15 protein-coding genes are annotated in these 15,032 nt (G+C 71.7%); 8 read left to right on the top strand and 7 right to left on the bottom strand.

Annotated features, from left to right (window positions below):
- Nucleotides 1–96: 96 nt before the first annotated feature.
- Together L2C96_RS11795 and L2C96_RS11790 are read left to right on the top strand one after the other, a co-directional pair.
- The gene (locus tag L2C96_RS11795; RefSeq protein ID WP_272882438.1) at nucleotides 97–711 is read left to right on the top strand and encodes a fasciclin domain-containing protein; all 615 of its coding nucleotides are present in this window, start codon (nucleotides 97–99) and stop codon (nucleotides 709–711) included.
- Between the two features lie 81 nt (nucleotides 712–792).
- A complete protein-coding gene (locus L2C96_RS11790) occupies nucleotides 793–1,305 on the top strand; it encodes a F0F1 ATP synthase subunit B (RefSeq protein ID WP_020417490.1) in 513 nt (170 codons plus the stop codon).
- 532 nt (nucleotides 1,306–1,837) lie between these two features.
- Here the strand turns inward: L2C96_RS11790 and L2C96_RS11785 are convergent.
- From L2C96_RS11785 to L2C96_RS11770, 4 genes are all read right to left on the bottom strand, one after another.
- The gene (locus L2C96_RS11785) at nucleotides 1,838–2,425 is read right to left on the bottom strand and encodes a DUF3618 domain-containing protein (RefSeq protein WP_237336169.1); all 588 of its coding nucleotides are present in this window, start codon (nucleotides 2,423–2,425) and stop codon (nucleotides 1,838–1,840) included.
- Nucleotides 2,422–2,835, bottom strand: a complete 414-nt coding sequence (locus L2C96_RS11780) for a phage holin family protein (protein ID WP_237336168.1) — start codon at nucleotides 2,833–2,835, stop codon at nucleotides 2,422–2,424. Before L2C96_RS11780 ends, L2C96_RS11785 begins: the two co-directional genes overlap by 4 nt.
- The gene (locus L2C96_RS11775; protein ID WP_237336167.1) at nucleotides 2,832–3,470 is read right to left on the bottom strand and encodes a hypothetical protein; all 639 of its coding nucleotides are present in this window, start codon (nucleotides 3,468–3,470) and stop codon (nucleotides 2,832–2,834) included. The genes L2C96_RS11780 and L2C96_RS11775 overlap by 4 nt, the downstream gene beginning before the upstream one ends.
- A gap of 241 nt (nucleotides 3,471–3,711) precedes the next feature.
- Nucleotides 3,712–4,911: an IS110 family RNA-guided transposase gene (locus L2C96_RS11770; RefSeq protein WP_237336166.1), complete on the bottom strand. Its 1,200-nt coding sequence runs from the start codon at nucleotides 4,909–4,911 to the stop codon at nucleotides 3,712–3,714.
- Between the two features lie 874 nt (nucleotides 4,912–5,785).
- On the opposite strand from L2C96_RS11770, the gene L2C96_RS11765 reads away from it, so the two are divergent.
- Together L2C96_RS11765 and L2C96_RS11760 are read left to right on the top strand one after the other, a co-directional pair.
- Nucleotides 5,786–6,484 carry a phosphoethanolamine transferase CptA gene (locus tag L2C96_RS11765; RefSeq protein ID WP_237336165.1) on the top strand — a complete coding sequence of 233 codons (699 nt, stop codon included), beginning with the start codon at nucleotides 5,786–5,788 and terminating at the stop codon, nucleotides 6,482–6,484.
- On the top strand, nucleotides 6,481–8,520 hold the full coding sequence (locus L2C96_RS11760; RefSeq protein WP_237336164.1) for a bifunctional lysylphosphatidylglycerol flippase/synthetase MprF: 2,040 nt from the start codon (nucleotides 6,481–6,483) through the stop codon (nucleotides 8,518–8,520). Before L2C96_RS11765 ends, L2C96_RS11760 begins: the two co-directional genes overlap by 4 nt.
- Here the strand turns inward: L2C96_RS11760 and L2C96_RS11755 are convergent.
- Both L2C96_RS11755 and L2C96_RS11750 read right to left on the bottom strand, forming a co-directional pair.
- Nucleotides 8,469–9,707 carry a sensor histidine kinase gene (locus L2C96_RS11755; protein WP_237336163.1) on the bottom strand — a complete coding sequence of 413 codons (1,239 nt, stop codon included), beginning with the start codon at nucleotides 9,705–9,707 and terminating at the stop codon, nucleotides 8,469–8,471. The genes L2C96_RS11760 and L2C96_RS11755 overlap by 52 nt on opposite strands.
- Nucleotides 9,704–10,360 (bottom strand): response regulator transcription factor, encoded by a 657-nt coding sequence (locus tag L2C96_RS11750; RefSeq protein WP_020417498.1) that lies wholly within the window; start codon nucleotides 10,358–10,360, stop codon nucleotides 9,704–9,706. Before L2C96_RS11750 ends, L2C96_RS11755 begins: the two co-directional genes overlap by 4 nt.
- Before the next feature lie 117 nt (nucleotides 10,361–10,477).
- On the opposite strand from L2C96_RS11750, the gene L2C96_RS11745 reads away from it, so the two are divergent.
- From L2C96_RS11745 to L2C96_RS11730, 4 genes are read left to right on the top strand one after another with little or no spacing between them, the layout of a single operon-like run.
- The gene (locus L2C96_RS11745; RefSeq protein WP_020417499.1) at nucleotides 10,478–10,984 is read left to right on the top strand and encodes a hypothetical protein; all 507 of its coding nucleotides are present in this window, start codon (nucleotides 10,478–10,480) and stop codon (nucleotides 10,982–10,984) included.
- Nucleotides 10,981–12,051, top strand: coding sequence for an efflux RND transporter periplasmic adaptor subunit (locus L2C96_RS11740; protein WP_237336162.1), 1,071 nt, complete (start codon nucleotides 10,981–10,983; stop codon nucleotides 12,049–12,051). Before L2C96_RS11745 ends, L2C96_RS11740 begins: the two co-directional genes overlap by 4 nt.
- Nucleotides 12,048–12,710, top strand: coding sequence for an ABC transporter ATP-binding protein (locus L2C96_RS11735; RefSeq protein WP_237336161.1), 663 nt, complete (start codon nucleotides 12,048–12,050; stop codon nucleotides 12,708–12,710). The genes L2C96_RS11740 and L2C96_RS11735 overlap by 4 nt, the downstream gene beginning before the upstream one ends.
- Complete coding sequence (locus L2C96_RS11730) at nucleotides 12,707–13,909, top strand: ABC transporter permease (protein WP_237336160.1); 1,203 nt, start codon at nucleotides 12,707–12,709, stop codon at nucleotides 13,907–13,909. Before L2C96_RS11735 ends, L2C96_RS11730 begins: the two co-directional genes overlap by 4 nt.
- 45 nt (nucleotides 13,910–13,954) lie before the next feature.
- Here L2C96_RS11730 and L2C96_RS11725 read toward each other — a convergent pair whose 3' ends face one another.
- The gene (locus L2C96_RS11725) at nucleotides 13,955–14,896 is read right to left on the bottom strand and encodes a threonine ammonia-lyase (RefSeq protein ID WP_237336159.1); all 942 of its coding nucleotides are present in this window, start codon (nucleotides 14,894–14,896) and stop codon (nucleotides 13,955–13,957) included.
- Nucleotides 14,897–15,032: the final 136 nt, after the last annotated feature.

Genomic DNA, 15,032 nt, shown 5'->3' with positions numbered 1-15,032 from the left:
CCGGCCACGAATCCCGTGCACAAGCAGGAAACCCCGAATGGAGTGATTCTCGTGAAGACTGTTCGCATCGCCGGAGCCGGTTTCGCCGTCGCGGCAATGTTCTCGCTGGCGGCCTGCGGCACGGACAGCGAAAGCGCTTCCAGTGCGGCAGGCACGTCCATGGCGCCGTCGAGCGCGATGCCCGCCCCGATGTCCAGCAGCAACGGCGTCACCACCAATGCCGACGTGTTCGGCCCCGCGTGCGGCCAGCTGCCACAGGGCAACGCGCCGGGCAGCCTGGACTCGATGGGCCCGCAGCCGGTCGCCACCGCCGCGAGTACGAACCCGCTGCTCACCAAGCTGGTCGCCGCTGTCCAGGCCACCAACCTGGTCGACACGCTGAACAGCCAGGAAGCCATCACCGTGTTCGCCCCGGCCGACCCCGCCTTCGAAGCGCTGGGCGAGGCCAAGTTCACCGAGCTGGCCCAGAACCCGAGCCAGCTGGCGCCGATCCTGCAGTACCACGTCGTCCCGCAGCGCTACGACGCTTCCAGGCTGGAAGCCGCGGGCAGCGTGCAGACGCTGAACACCGCAGGCGGCCCGGTGAAGATCGAGGGTTCCGGCGGGAACATGACCGTCAACGGCGCCAAGGTGCTGTGCGGCAACATCCCGACCGAGAACGCGACCGTGTTCGTCATCGACAGCGTGCTCACCCCAGGCACCAACAAGTAAACGGGGAACGGGCCCGGCGGAATTCCACCGGGCCCGTTCTTCGGTTAGCGTGGAGGCCTGTCATCAACACTGGGGGTGGAGATGGGCATTCTCGACTCGGACCTGCCGGTCGCGCCGGACATCTTCGAATTGGCGCTCGGCCTGGTCGCGTTCCTCGTCCTGTTGTTCCTCCTCGCGAAGTTCGCGGTGCCGCGCTTCGAGGCGTTGTTCGCGGCGCGGGCGGAGAAGATCGAGGGCGGCATCGAGAAGGCCGAGCAGGCGCAGAAGGCGGCGGCCGAGGCGCTCGACCGCTACCGGGCCCAGCTCGCCGACGCGCGTGCCGAGGCGGCGCGGATCCGAGAGGAGGCCCGCGCGGAAGGCGAGCGGCTGCGTGCGGAACTCCGGGCGGAGGCGCAGGACGAGGCCCGGCGGCTGATCGCGCAAGGCGAGGCGGACCTGACCGAGCAGCGGGGCCGCGTCGTGGCCGAGATGCGGCCCGAGCTGAGGCGGCTCGCGGTGGAGCTGGCGGAGCGGATCGTCGGCGAACCGCTGGCGGACGAGGCGCAGCGGCGGGGCACGGTGGACAGGTTCCTGGCGGAGCTGGAGCGGCGGTAGGCCCTGGGCGGCTCGCGTTTGGTGGCGTTGGAGTGGCGATGGACGCCGGGCGGCACGGTGTCTGGCGGCGTTGGAGTGGCGGTAAGCACCGGGCGGCACGGTGCCTGGGGGAGCTGGGGCGACGGTAGGCCCTGGGCGGCTTGGTGGCTGGCGGAGTTGGAGTGGCGGTGGACGCCGGGCGGCACGGTGCGTGGTGGAGCTGGGGCGACGGTAGGCCTTGAGCGGCAGGGTGTCTCATGGAGCTGGTGCGGCCGGGCCCGGGCGGCATGGTTCCTGGCGGAGCTGTAGTGGCGGTAGGTCCCGGGCGGCATGATGACCGGTGGAGTTGGCGCGGCGTGGGCCCGGTCAGGGCATGATGTCTGGCGGAGTTGCAGCGTGAGCCCGGGCGGGCGCGGTGCCCGTCGGAGCTGGAGTGGCGGTGGGCCCGGGCGGCACCGGTACTTGGCCGAGCTGGCGCGGCGGTAGGCGCCGCACAGCCCTGGACAGCGCGGTGCCTGGTGGCCCCCGCCCACCAGGCACCGATCATGCCGGTCTACCGGTTCTGCGCCGTCTGCTTGACGTCCTGCGCCGCGGACTTGGTCTCGTCCGCGACGGTCGACGCGGCGTCGGTCGCGGTCGACCGCACCGACTGGACCGCTTCCTGCGCCGGCTCGCGCAGGTTCTCCTTCATGTCCTGAGCCACCGAGCCCATCTGACCCGCCATGCCCTGCGCCGATTCCTTGACCTGGCCGGCCAGCTCCCGCTCCGGCCTGCTCGCCGGGATCAGCGACGACACCAGCCACCCGGCCCCGAACGCGATCAGGCCCGCGGCCAGCGGATTGCCTTCGGTCTGACGCCGCACGGTCTGCGGCGCTTCCTGGACCTGTTCGGCGACGGTCGAAGCAGCTGTCGACGCGTTGTCCGCCGCCTGGTGCGCCCGGTCGGTGACCGACTGCACGCCGCTGGATGCGCTTCCCATGACCCGCTCCTTGAGGTTCTGCGCGAGACCCCGCGCGCGGTGCACCCGGCGGTGCACGATCCGGCTGGGATTGACCTTTTCGGCGAGCGCGTCCACATCGCTGCCGAGATTCCGTTGCGTGCCCTCGATCTCCTGGCGAAGGCGGTCGGGGTCCGTGGTCACGTTGTCCTCCTCATCTGGTCGGGCATCTGCTTGAGGCTGTCGACGGTCCGCTCGGGCACCGGATCAACGCGGCGCATCCGGCTGCGGCCCATGGCGTACAGCACGGCCGCGATCACGGCCCACACGCCGGCGACGATGAGCGCCGCCCAGCCCTGGTCCATCACGTTGGCCAGCGCCCACCACAGCGCGATCGACAGGAACAGCGCCACCATGTAACCGCCGAACCCGGCGCCGCCGAGCATGCCCGCGCCCTTGCCCGCCTGCTTGGCCTCGGCCTTCACCTCGGCCTTCGCGAGCTCCAGCTCCTGCCGCATCAACGTCGACAGGTCCTGCGAGATGTTGCTCATCAGCTGGCCGACCGACGCGTCGGCGACGTCCGGCCGCTGCCCGGGCGGTTGCGAATACGTCATGACGGCTCCAACCGGTGCTGCCCGCCGTAGCCGCCCTGCGTCTCCGGCATGGGAGTTCCGGCGGGGTAGGCGCTCTCTGTGGGATAAGCGGTGGTCGGTGGGTACGTGGCCGTTTCGGCCGGCGTGCCGGTCGCTTCCGTCGACGTGCGCGGTTGCGGTGCGCCACCGCTGCTCTGCTCACTCATGCTGGCGGCGACGCCCCTGGTCAGCCGGCCGGCGAGCAGTCCCGCGGCCGCCGCGCCGGCGAGGAACAGGCCGGGCTTGCGCCGCGCGAAGTTCCGCAGCTCGTCGACGAGGTCGCCCGGCTCCCGCGAATCGAGCCACGACGCCACTTTCTTCGCCCGCTGGGAAACCTCACGGACGAGGTCCTGCGCCATTCCGGAATCCGACTGCTCCGACATCCGGTCCAGCTGATCGGCGATCGAGTTCAGATTTCCGGCCGCTTTCTGCTGGCCGGTGCGGGCCTGTTCGCGCAATTGATCGACGCCCTGGTCCTTCAGGTTCCGCGCCTGCCGCTGCGCCTCGGATGCCACCTCTCTTGCTTGCTCGGCGGCGGTTCCGGTCACCTGACTGCCCGAATCCGCGGCTTGTTCACGCACGGCCTGCGGGGTCGAACTGCTGGTCTGCTGGGTCATTCCTCCTCCTCCACACTCGGTGCCGCGCGACTACCCGGCGCGATTCCCGGTAAACGAGGAAAACAATTCCGCTTCTCGGCGGGGAGCGTAAAAGTAAATCTCCGGAGCGGTAGCGTCCTGATCATGACGGAGGAGCTGGTCCGTGCCCGGCGCGGTGTCCGTGGTGTTCGCGGCGTGCGGGGCGGCGTTCGGGACGTGGCTCGCTCGGGTGCCCGCCCGGGGGGGTGTCCCTATGGGGTTGTCAAGCGGCGGCGGGCGTCGGGGCTGGGTGTCGGTAGTGGGTTTTGTTGCGGAGCATGGCGTAGATGACGTCGCAGCGGCGGCGGGCGAGGCAGATGAGTGCGGCGTTGTGTTTTTTGCCTTCGTCGCGTTTGCGCTGGTAGTGGGCCCTGCTGGTGGGGTCGTGCAGGGCGGCGAAGGCGGCCAGGAAGAAGGCGCGTTTGAGCTTGCGGTTGCCGGTGTGGGCGGGGTGTTCGCCCTTGATCGAGCTGCCGGAGCTGTGGGTGACGGGGGCGATGCCGGCGTAGGCGGCCAAGTGGCCGGAGCTGGCGAAGTTCGAGGCGTCGCCGATCTCGAGCAGGATGCGGGCGGCGGTCCTGACTCCGATGCCGGGCATCGAGGTCAGGACCCCGGCGAGAGGGTGCGCATCGAGTATCTCCTCAACTTCGGTGGCCAGCTGCGCCCGTTGCTGCAGCACAGCTCTCAGGCTGTCCGCCAGTCGCGGGAGCACCGTGTCCGCGGCAGCGGTGCCGGGAACGGTGACGGTTTGCTCGCCGAGCGCGGTCATGATCGCTTCAACGAGCTTGTCGCCCATGCGAGGTGCGTGGACCTTCGCGATCGCGGCGAGTTTGCGGCGCCCGGCCTTCGCGATGCCGGTCGGCCCTCCGCAACGCGACAGGATTTCCAGCACCGCCGGATGACTGATACGAGGTCCGATGGTGCGTTCCAGCGCCGGATGGATGCCGGTGAGCAGGCCGCGGATGCGGTTAACCAGGCGTGTGGCTTCGCTGGCCAGGTCGTCGTCGAAGCCGACCAGCACATCGAGCTCGGCCAGAGCTTCGTCGCCGACATCAACCGGGCGCAGCGCGTGAGGCAGCGAGCGAGCGGAGTCGGCGATGATGAACGCGTCCCGGGCGTCGGTTTTTGCCTTGCCGGGGTAGAGATCGGCGATGCGGCGCATCGCCAGACCAGGCAGGTAGGCGACCTGGTGTCCGGTCGCGCGGGCGACCGCGACCGGCAGCGCACCGATCGTGGCGGGCTGATCGACCACCACCAGCAACGGGCCATGCTGGGCGAGCTTGTCGAACAACGCCCGGAGTTTGGGCTCGCTGTTGGGCAGTGGCCCGTCATGCAGCCGCTTTCCGTCGGGGTCGAGACCGATCGCGTGGTGGGCGTCCTTACCGACATCGAGCCCGAGGAACACACCATAACTGCTGGTCATGCACGGTATCTTTCGCTCGTCGCGGGCGGCCGCCGGTCGGGCATCGATGGCCGGCACCCACGTTACGACGAGACCTACCCAGCGGTGGCCGTGTCCCTATCAGCGGTCCTTCGATGCCACCAGGCCCGGCGACACCACCCCCCGGATCATGGACTCGACTGGGGGCATCAGTCATACCGAACCTGGCGACCACAACTCCCTGCTCAGGAGCCACGAAAAAGGTAACGGGGGGCTGGTGTCGGCGGTGGTGGTGACCGCGGTGGTGGCGGTGCTGGCGCGTGGGGTCGGTGGGCGTGGAGTGGGGTAGGGGGTGGGAGTGGAGGCGGTTGGTGGAGTGGGGTCGGCTGAGGGGGCGGGGCGGCGCCCGCGGAGCGGGCGCGGTTTGCCGAGCGGAGTGAGGTGGGGGCGGGCTTGCGGATGGGGCGGGGCGTGCACGGTTGGTGGAGTGGAGTGGGGTGGGTTGAGGGTGCGGGGTGGTGGTGCGGCGCGGGCGCGGTTGGGGGAGCCGGATCGCGGCGTGGGGATGCGGATTGGTGGCTGCGGAGTGGGCTGGGGCTGAGGCCGGGGCGGGGCGTGCGCGGTGGTGGGGGGCGGTCGGCGGAGTGGGGTGAGCCGAGTTGCCCGCGGAGTGGGGGCGGTTTGCAAGGGGAGTGGGGTGGCGCTGCGGGGCGGAGCGGGTGAGGCTGGTTGCGATGGCGGCGTCCGCCCGCTCCCCGGCGCGGCGGCGCAGCCGGTTCGGTCCCTCGCGGGCCTCTTCGCGCGTTGGGAACTGCCCTCCCCAGCCGCCAGCCCGGTAGGTCTTTCGGCCCTAGTTGGTTCCTCCGCGCGGCCGCAGGCTGGGACTTCGGAGCGCCGTGGGGAAGGGGTGGCGGCCGTGACCGTCGAGTTGTTCGCCGGCGCCTCCACCGGCCTCGTGCTGTGGGTGGTCGCCGCGTTTGTCGTCACCTTTGTGGTCACCCGCGTGGTCGTGCGGATGATCCGCGCCGGGCGGGGGCCGTTCCGCGACACCAGCGTCGGGGACGTGCACGTCCACCACCACGTCTACGGCATCTTCCTCATGCTCCTCAGCGGCGCCGGCGAGTTCGTGTACCGGCCGGGGTCGCCGTGGGCGGAGGTCCTCGCCGTGGTCTTCGGCGCCGGTGCGGCCCTCACGCTCGACGAGTTCGCCCTCTGGCTGCACCTGGACGACGTCTACTGGGCCCGCGAGGGACGCAAATCCGTCGACGCGGTGCTCGTCGCGGCCGTCATCGGCGCCTTGCTCGTCCTCGGGGCACGCCCGTTCGAGGACACGGCCGACGAAGGGCGCGTGGCGTTCGCCGTCACCGTTCTCGCCCACCTCGTGCTCGCCGGCATCGCCATCTTCAAGGGCAAGATCGCCTCCGGGCTGATCGGGATCGCGGTGCCGTTCGTCGCGGTCGTCGCCGCCGTGCGGCTCGCCCGTCCGGGCTCGCCGTGGGCCCGCGCCCGCTACGACCCGGCACGCCTCGCCCGAGCCGAAACCCGCTTCCGCCGCAACCGCTGGGACGGCGTCAAGGACCTGCTGGCCGGAGCACCCACGGAGGGCCGGACATGACACCGCTCCGCCGCCTCCCCTTCACGCTCGCCTTCCTCGCGGCACTCCTGGTCACCGCCGTCGCCACCGGGAGCCTCTGGTCCCCGGTCGAGGACCGCGCCTGGTTCCCCGACATCGCGTTCGGCCTGCCCGCCTTCGAAGCCGGCCACTGGTGGACGCCCCTCACCGGGCCGTTCTTCGCGCTCACCCCGCTCTACTACCTGCCGGTCTTCCTCAGCTTCGCGTTGTTCACCGGCTTCGCCGAACTCCGGCTCGGCACGAGACGCACCATCGGCACCTTCGTGACTGGACACCTCGTCGCGGTTCTCGGCGCTGCCGGGGTCCTCCTCGCTCTCCGGGACGTCTCGTCGTGGGCGGCGGCCGTCGCCACGGTCCGCGACGTCGGACCGTCCGCCGGCGCCTTCGCCGCCATCACCGCAGCCACCGCGACCCTCCGCGCCCCCTGGCGCCTGCGCCTGCGGATCCTGCTGGTCGGCTACGCCGGGATCGCCCTGCTCTACAGCGGCACCCTGGCCGACGTCGAGCACTTCCTCGCCGTCGCGATCACCCTGCCGCTGTCGCCGCGGATCGCCGGGCCGAACCGCGTCCGGAATACCGGACAGCCCAGCCGTCGCGAATGGCGGCTGCTCGCCGCGTCCGGGCTGCTGGTCGTGGCCGCCGTCCGGATCGTCACGTGGTTCTTCCCCACGACCGGTCCACTCGGACCCACCGGCACCGACGACTCGTCCGCCGTCGAGGTCGTCGTCGTGATCGTGCTGGCCCTCCTCGTGATGCGCGGGCTCAGCCACGGCCGCCGGGTCGCGTGGTGGGCCGTGGTCGTCATCGCCGGGCTCGACATCCTGCTCACCGCGCTGGCCGGGGTCGCGCTGCTGGTCGCCACCGTCCTTGACGCAGTCGAAGCGGTCGACGACGTCCCGCTGGTGGTCACCGACAGCGTCTTCTGGCTCGGCTACCTGGTGCTGCTCGTCGCCGGGCGGCACGCCTTCCGCGTCCCGTGGCGGCCACGCACGGCCGACGGCGACCGGCAGCACGCCATCGAACTCGTCCAGCGCAACGGCGGCGGCACCCTGTCCTGGATGACCACCTGGCCGGAGAACCGCTACTTCCCGATCGCGCACGACGCCGGTTACGTCGCCTACCGCAAGCACGCCGGGGTGGCCGTCGCGCTCGGTGACCCGATCTGCCCGCGCTCCGACGGGGACGGCGCGGTCGCCGAGTTCGCCGAGAACTGCGACCGCGCCGGGCTCGTGCCGTGCCTGTTCTCCGCGACCGAACCGTCGGTCCGCGGCGCCGAGCGGCTGGGCTGGCGGTACCTGCAGGTCGCCGAGGACACCCTGATCGACCTGCCCGGCCTGGAGTTCAAGGGCAAGCAGTGGCAGCCGGCCCGCAGCGCGCTCAACCGCGCCGTCAAGGAGGGCATCACGTTCCGCCTGGTCCACCTCGCCGACGAGCCGCGCGCGGTGCTGCAGCAGGTGCGGGCGATCTCCGAGGAGTGGGTCGGTGACAAGGGCCTGCCGGAGATGGGTTTCACGCTCGGCGGGGTGGACGAGGCGCTGGACCGGCACGTGCGGGTCGGGCTCGCGGTCGACGACGACGGGCGCGTGCACGGCGTCACCTCGTGGATCCCGGTCTACGCCGGGGACGGCGAGATCGAGGGCTGGACGCTGGACGTGATGCGCCGCCGCTCGGACGGGTTCAAGCACGTCGTGGAGTTCCTGATCGCCTCCGCCTGCCAGGCCTTCCGCGACGAGGGCGCCCGCTACCTGTCGCTGTCCGGCGCGCCGCTCGCCCGCGCCGGAACCGAGGGGGACACGCGGATCCTCGACGCGCTGCTGGACAAGCTCGGCGCGGCGCTCGAGCCGTACTACGGCTTCCGCTCGCTGCACGCGTTCAAGGCGAAGTTCCGCCCTCGGTACGCGCCCATGTACCTGATCTACCGCGACGAGGCCGACCTGCCGCGCATCGGCGTCGCGATCGCCCGCGCCTACCTGCCGGACGCCGGCCTGCGCGACATCCCGAAGCTCGTCAGGTCCTGACCGGGCAGCCTCGCGGGCAGGCGCACGGTGACCACGAGCCCGCCGCCGTCCCGCGGCCGGGCGGTCACTTCGCCGTCGTGCGCGCTCGCCACCGAACGCACGATCGACAGCCCGAGCCCGGCGCCCTTCGCCGAGTCCAGCCGCGGCGCGGCGCGGCGGCGGAACGGTTCGAACAGCGCCGGGATCTCCGCGTCGGCCACCACCGGCCCGGTGTTGCTCACCTCGATCTCGACCACGTCGCCACGGGTGTGCGTGCCGACGTGGACCCAGCCGCCCGGCTCGTTGTGCCGGACGCCGTTCTCCACCAGGTTGTGCACCAGCCGTTCGAGCAGCAGCGCGTCGCCCAGCGTGGGGGCTTCGGCGGGCGAGTCGGTCACCGTCACGTCCGCGGCTTTCGCCTGGTCGGCGGTCTGCGCGACGACGTGCGTGACGACGTTGGCGAGGTCGAGCGGGAACCGCTCCACGACGTTCTCCGACTTCGCCAGCACCAGCAGCCCGCTGATGAGCCGTTCGTGCCGCGAGTTGATCTGCAGCAGCTTCTCGCCCAGCTCCTTGACGTCCGGCGACGCCGACCGGCGGTGCATCGCGACCTCGACCAGCGACCGGTTCAGCGTCAGCGGGGTGCGCAGCTCGTGCGAGGCGTTGGCGACGAACCGCCGCTGGCCGTCGAACGAGCGGTCCAGTCGCTCGACCATCGTGTTGAACGCCTCGGCCAGGTCCTTGACCTCGTCGTCCGGGCCGCGCAGCGTGATCCGCCGGTGCTGGCGCGGATCGGCCGACGCCGCGATCCGGCGCGCCGAGCCGGTGACGCCGTGCAGCGGCGCCAGCACCCGGCCCGCGACCAGCCAGCCGAAGCCGATCGCTAGCGCGCCGACCACGACCAGCGCGATCGTGCCCTGCACCAGCAGGGAGTGCGACGCGGCTTCGCGCAGCAGAGCGGCCTGCTCACGCGCGACGCGTTCGGCTTCGGAACCGATGAGCACGTCGTTCAGGTCGTTGGTCGTGATCACCGTGTCCGTCCCGGGTGCCGGGCCGACGCGGGTGAGCAGTTTGATCGTGCCGCGCCCCACCTGGGAGTTGAACAACGCGTAGGTGACCCCGAGCAGCACCACACCACCGGCCAGGAACAGCCCGCCGTAGATCAGGGTGAGCCGGGCGCGCAGGGTGATCCGCCGCGGCCGCCTCACGGGATCCGGTACCCGACGCCGGTCACGGTCTCGACCACCGGCGGGTCGCCGAGTTTGCGGCGCAGCTTGAGGATCGTGAGCCGGACCGCGCCGGTGAACGGGTCCGCGTTCTCGTCCCACGCCTTCTCCAGCAGGAACTCCGCGGACACGGTCGCGCCGTCGGCGCGCAGCAGCTCGGCCAGCACGGCGAACTCCTTTTTGGACAGCGGCACGTAGCGGCCGTCGCGGAAGACCTCGTGGCGCGCCGGATCGAGCGTGATCCCGGCGCGGCTGAGCACCGGCGGCGCGGCCGGGCGGGCGCGGCGGCCCAGCGACAGGATCCGCGCGGCCAGTTCCGGGAACGCGAACGGTTTCGCGAGGTAGTCGTCGGCGCCGATGGTCAGCCCGGCGACCCGGTCGGTGACCTCCGCTGCGGCGGTCAGCATCAGCACGCGCGTCGGGGACGACGAGGACACCAGCTCGCGGCACACGTCGTCGCCGTGCACCCCGGGCAGGTCCCGGTCCAGGACCACGACGTCGTAGTCGTTGACCGCCAGCCGGTCCAGCGCGCCGCCGCCGTCGTGCGCGACGTCCACCGCGTGCGCGTCCTCACGCAGCCACTCCGCGATCGCCTCGGCGAGCATCGGCTCGTCCTCCACCACCAGAACCCGCACCGGTCCAGCGTGACCGGCGCGGTGTTTCCTCGGCGTTAGCGATGTCGGAAACGCCCGGGAAATGCCGCGCCCCGTTTCATTCCCCTCCGTTCGTCCTCGAATGCGAAGGAGATCCTGATGCGCAAGATCCTGGCCGCGGTTCCCGTGGCCCTCGCACTGGCACTCGCCGGGTGCGGTTCCGACGGCGACGGCGGCAGCGGGGTGGCTTCCGCGGGTAGCGCCGCGAGCACCACCGCGGGCAGCACACCGACCATGGGCAACGGGGACATGGGGCTGAAGTACGCGCAGTGCATGCGGGAGAACGGCGTCCCGATGGAGGATCCGGTGGACGGCCGGATCACGCTCAAGCTCGACGGGTCGGTGCCCAAGGAGACCGTCGACAAGGCGCAGGAGGCCTGCCGCCAGTACAACCCGCAGGAGAACGGCGCCGCCAAGTCCGACCCGAAGATGGAGCAGGCCGCGCGTGACTTCGCGGTCTGCATGCGGGAGAACGGCGTCGAAGCCTTCCCCGACCCCGAGCCCGGCCAGAAGGGCATCCGCATCGACGGCCGCATGTCGCAGGACCCGGACTTCGAGCAGGCGTCGCAGAAGTGCCAGGAAGTGCTCGCGGGGGCGCGCGGATGACCGACGCGAGAACTCGCGGACGCGGGCGGCTGTACGCGGTCGTCTTCGTGCTGGTGGTGGCCGTCGCGGGCGGTGGGTACGTCGTCCTCGCGCGCGGCGACGACGGCACCGCGCCCGCCGCGGTGGAGCTGCCGCCGAGCACGGCGAAGGTCCAGCGGCAGACGCTCGACGACACCCAGACCGAGGACGGCGAACTCGGCTACGGCGCCTCGTCCACACTGGCCAACCGCCTGCCGGGCACCCTCACCTCGGTGCCGGACAGCGGCGCCGTGATCAGCCGCGGCCAGCCCGTCTTCCGCGTCGACGACAAGCCGGTGACGTTGATGTACGGCGCGATGCCTGCCTACCGGGCGCTCGCCGACGGCACCGAGGGCGCCGACGTGCGGCAGCTGGAGGAGAACCTCAGCGCCCTTGGCTACACCGGGTTCACGATCGACGACGAGTACAGCTCGGCCACCGCGGACGCCGTCCGGGAGTGGCAGGAGGACCTCGGCCTCGACGAGACCGGGGTCGTGGAGCTGGGGCGGGTCGTGTTCACGCCCGCCGAGATCCGGGTCGAAACGGTCGACGCGAGCGCCGGGCAGCCCGCGTCGCCGGGGCAGAAGGTGCTCTCCTACACCGACACGGCGAAGGCGGTCACGGTCGAGCTGGACCCGTCGGACCAGCGGCTGGCCCAGGAGGGCGCCGCCGTGCAGGTCACGCTGCCCGACGACCGGAAGCTGGCCGGGAAGATCACCGACGTCAGCACCGTGATCCAGCCGGCGAGCGGGCAGGAGGAGGCGCAGACCAAGGTCGAGGTCGAGATCGCGTTCGACGACCAGCAGGCCGCGGCGAGCTACGCCCTCGCGTCCGTCGACGTCACCTTCACCGCCGAGAAGCGCGAGAACGTGCTCACCGTGCCGGTCGCCGCGCTCGTCGCGTTGGCCGAAGGCGGGTTCGGTGTCGAGGTCGTGGACGGCGCCACCACGCGGTACGTGCCGGTGAAGACCGGGTTGTTCGCCGAGGGCAAGGTCGAGATCTCCGGCGACGGGATCGCCGAGGGCATGGTCGTTGGGATGCCGAAATGATCTCGCTGACCGACGTGACCAAGCGCTATTCGGGCGTGACCGCGCTGGCCGGCGTGTCGTTGCGGATCGAGCCGGGGGAGCTGGTCGCGATCGTGGGGCCGTCCGGCTCGGGCAAGTCGACGATGCTCAACGTGCTCGGCACGCTCGACCGGCCCACCTCGGGCAGCGTGCACATCGACGGCCACGACGTCGCGGCGCTGTCCGACGCGAAGCTGTCCGCGTTGCGGGCGCGGCGGATCGGGTTCGTGTTCCAGCAGTTCCACCTCGCCGCGGGCACCTCGGCGCTGGAGAACGTCGCCGACGGCCTGCTCTACACGGGCCTGCGCGCGGGGGAGCGGCGGCGCCGGGCGGCGGCCGCGCTGGAGCGGGTCGGGCTCGGGCACCGGATGGACCACGAGCCGCACGAGCTGTCCGGCGGGGAACGGCAGCGGGTGGCGATCGCGCGGGCCGTCGCGGGTGACCCACCGCTGCTGCTGGCCGACGAGCCGACCGGCGCGCTCGACTCGGCGTCCGGTGCCGGGGTGATGACGCTGATGCGGGAGCTGAACGAATCCGGCACCACGGTCGTGATCATCACGCACGACCGGGACATCGCGGCGTCGCTGCCGCGGCAGGTGCGGATGCGGGACGGCCGGGTCGTCGAGGAGGTGACGCGATGACCACCGCGTTGTCGCCGGCCCGGATGTGGCCGCGGGACGTCGTCAAGGTCGGCGCGGTCGGCCTGCGGACACGTCCGACGCGTGCGTTCCTGTCCGCGCTGGGGATCGCGATCGGCATCGCGGCGATGGTCGCGGTGGTCGGGATCTCGTCGTCGTCGCGGGCCGAGCTGGACCGGACGCTGGCGGCGCTCGGCACCAACCTGCTCACCGTGTCACCGGGCACCACCCTGACCGGTGAGGAGGCGCAGCTGCCGGAGACGGCGGAGGCGATGGTCGCGCGGATCGGGCCGGTCGAGTCGGTGTCGGCGATCGCGCGGCTCGGTGAGGCGAAGGTCTACCGCACGGACAAGATCCCCGAGGCGCAGACCAACGGGCTCGCCGCCTACGCGGCCCGGCTGGATCTCCCGGCGACGACCGGTGCGCGGGTGCGCAGCGGAACCTGGCTCAACGAAGCCACGAGCGGTTATCCGGCGGTCGTGCTCGGTTCGTCCGCGGCCGAGCGGCTGGGCATCTCGCGCGCCGGGCCGGATATGCAGGTGCTGGTCGGCGGGCGCTGGTTCACGGTCGTCGGGATCCTCGAACCGGCCCCGCTGGCGCCCGAGCTGGACTCGGCCGCGCTGGTCGGCTGGGAGGTGGCGGCGAGCGAGCTGCGGTTCGACGGGCTGCCCACCACGATCTACACGCGGTCGCAGGACGCGCAGGTCCCGGCGGTGCAGTCGGTGCTCGGCGCTACCGCGAACCCGGCCGCGCCGAACGAGGTGGAGGTGTCGCGACCGTCCGACGCGCTCGCCGCGCAGCAGGCGGCGGGCGAGGCGTTCACCGGGCTGCTGCTCGGGCTGGGCGCGGTGGCGCTGCTCGTCGGCGGGGTCGGGGTGGCGAACACGATGGTGATCTCGGTGCTGGAGCGGCGCGCGGAGATCGGCCTGCGGCGCTCGCTGGGTGCGACGCGCGGGCAGATCCGCACCCAGTTCCTCGCCGAGTCGCTGTTGTTGTCCGCGCTCGGCGGGCTCGGCGGCGCCGTGCTGGGGAGCTTGGTGACGGTGGGCTACGCGATCGCCCAGTCGTGGCCGGTGGTGGTGCCGCTGTGGGCGGTGGCCGGCGGCGCCGCTGCGACGCTGGTGATCGGCGGGATCGCGGGGTTGTACCCGGCGATCCGCGCGTCGCGGCTGTCGCCGACGGAGGCGCTGGCGACGCCGTGAGCGGGCCGGGTGCCGTCCGTCGGGGGCGGCACCCGGCTGTCTCGCTCAGCCGAGCAGTTCGCGGAAGCGCTCGACGCCGATGTTGCCGCCGGAGAGGATGACGCCGACCCGGCCGGTGAAGCCGCCCTTGAGCAGCCCCGCGAGGGAGGTGGCGCCACTGGGTTCGAGCACGATCTTGAGCCGCTCGAACGCGAACCGCATCGCCTCGCGGATCTCGTCGTCACTGACCAGGACGATGTCGTCGACCAGGCGCTGGTTGACGGAGAAGGTCAGCTCGCCAGGGATGTCGGCGGCGAGCCCGTCGGCGATGGTGCGCGCGACGGGGATCCGGACGCGTTCGCCCCGCTGGAGGGACTGGCGGGTGTCGTCGGCCTGCTCGGGCTCGACGCCGACCACCCGGATGCCGGGGTGCAGGCCCTTGGCCGCGGTGGCGCTGCCCGCCATCAGCCCGCCGCCGCCGATCGGGGCGATGAGGGTGTCCAGCTCGCCGGTCTCGTCGAGGAGTTCCAGCGCGGCGGTGCCCTGACCAGCCATGATGTGCGGGTGCTCGTAGGGTGGGATTAGGGTCAGGCCCCGCTCCTCGGCGAGCTGGTTGCCCATCGCGACGCGGTCGCCGGTGTAGCGGTCGTAGGTCAGGACCTCGGCGCCGTAGCCGCGGGTGGCGTCCATCTTGGACGACGGGGTGTCCTCGGGCATCAGGATGACGGCCTTGCTGCCGGCCAGTTTGGCCGCGAGGGCGACCGCCTGGGCGTGATTGCCGGACGAGTAGGCCGCGACGCCCTTGCTGAGCTGCTCGGGCGTCAGGTGGGAGATCGCGTGGTAGGCGCCGCGGAACTTGAAGGCGCCGATGCGCTGGAAGTTCTCGGCCTTGAGGAACGCGGTGGTGCCGGTGCGCCGGTCGAGGGTGGAGGACGTCAGGACAGGAGTCCGATGAGCGACACCGTCGATCCGCTTGGCGGCGCTCCTGATGGCTTCGAGATCGAGCATGGACCCATCTTATACGAGCTGTCCAGCGCCTAGACAGTTCGTCAAGAACCACGACAATCGCAAGCCGGCAACGCAACGCCACCGACTACCCCAACCAGACCTCCCCCGCCCCCGATCCACAGCCGATCTTTAGTCG

It is taken from the genome of Amycolatopsis tucumanensis (assembly GCF_021654135.1).
Taxonomy (GTDB): Bacteria; Actinomycetota; Actinomycetes; order Mycobacteriales; family Pseudonocardiaceae; genus Amycolatopsis_E; species Amycolatopsis_E tucumanensis.
This window is presented reverse-complemented; position numbering and strand designations above follow the sequence as displayed.

Bases quoted from the DNA above. Each gene is read 5' to 3' on its own strand.
- L2C96_RS11795 (WP_272882438.1), top strand. From the start codon at position 97: ATGTTCTCGCTGGCGGCCTGCGGCACGGACAGCGAAAGCGCTTCCAGT.
- L2C96_RS11790 (WP_020417490.1), top strand. From the start codon at position 793: ATGGGCATTCTCGACTCGGACCTGCCGGTCGCGCCGGACATCTTCGAA.
- L2C96_RS11780 (WP_237336168.1), bottom strand. From the start codon at position 2,835: ATGACGTATTCGCAACCGCCCGGGCAGCGGCCGGACGTCGCCGACGCG.
- L2C96_RS11775 (WP_237336167.1), bottom strand. From the start codon at position 3,470: ATGACCCAGCAGACCAGCAGTTCGACCCCGCAGGCCGTGCGTGAACAA.
- L2C96_RS11770 (WP_237336166.1), bottom strand. From the start codon at position 4,911: ATGACCAGCAGTTATGGTGTGTTCCTCGGGCTCGATGTCGGTAAGGAC.
- L2C96_RS11760 (WP_237336164.1), top strand. From the start codon at position 6,481: ATGACACCGCTCCGCCGCCTCCCCTTCACGCTCGCCTTCCTCGCGGCA.
- L2C96_RS11745 (WP_020417499.1), top strand. From the start codon at position 10,478: ATGCGCAAGATCCTGGCCGCGGTTCCCGTGGCCCTCGCACTGGCACTC.
- L2C96_RS11740 (WP_237336162.1), top strand. From the start codon at position 10,981: ATGACCGACGCGAGAACTCGCGGACGCGGGCGGCTGTACGCGGTCGTC.
- L2C96_RS11735 (WP_237336161.1), top strand. From the start codon at position 12,048: ATGATCTCGCTGACCGACGTGACCAAGCGCTATTCGGGCGTGACCGCG.
- L2C96_RS11730 (WP_237336160.1), top strand. From the start codon at position 12,707: ATGACCACCGCGTTGTCGCCGGCCCGGATGTGGCCGCGGGACGTCGTC.
- L2C96_RS11725 (WP_237336159.1), bottom strand. From the start codon at position 14,896: ATGCTCGATCTCGAAGCCATCAGGAGCGCCGCCAAGCGGATCGACGGT.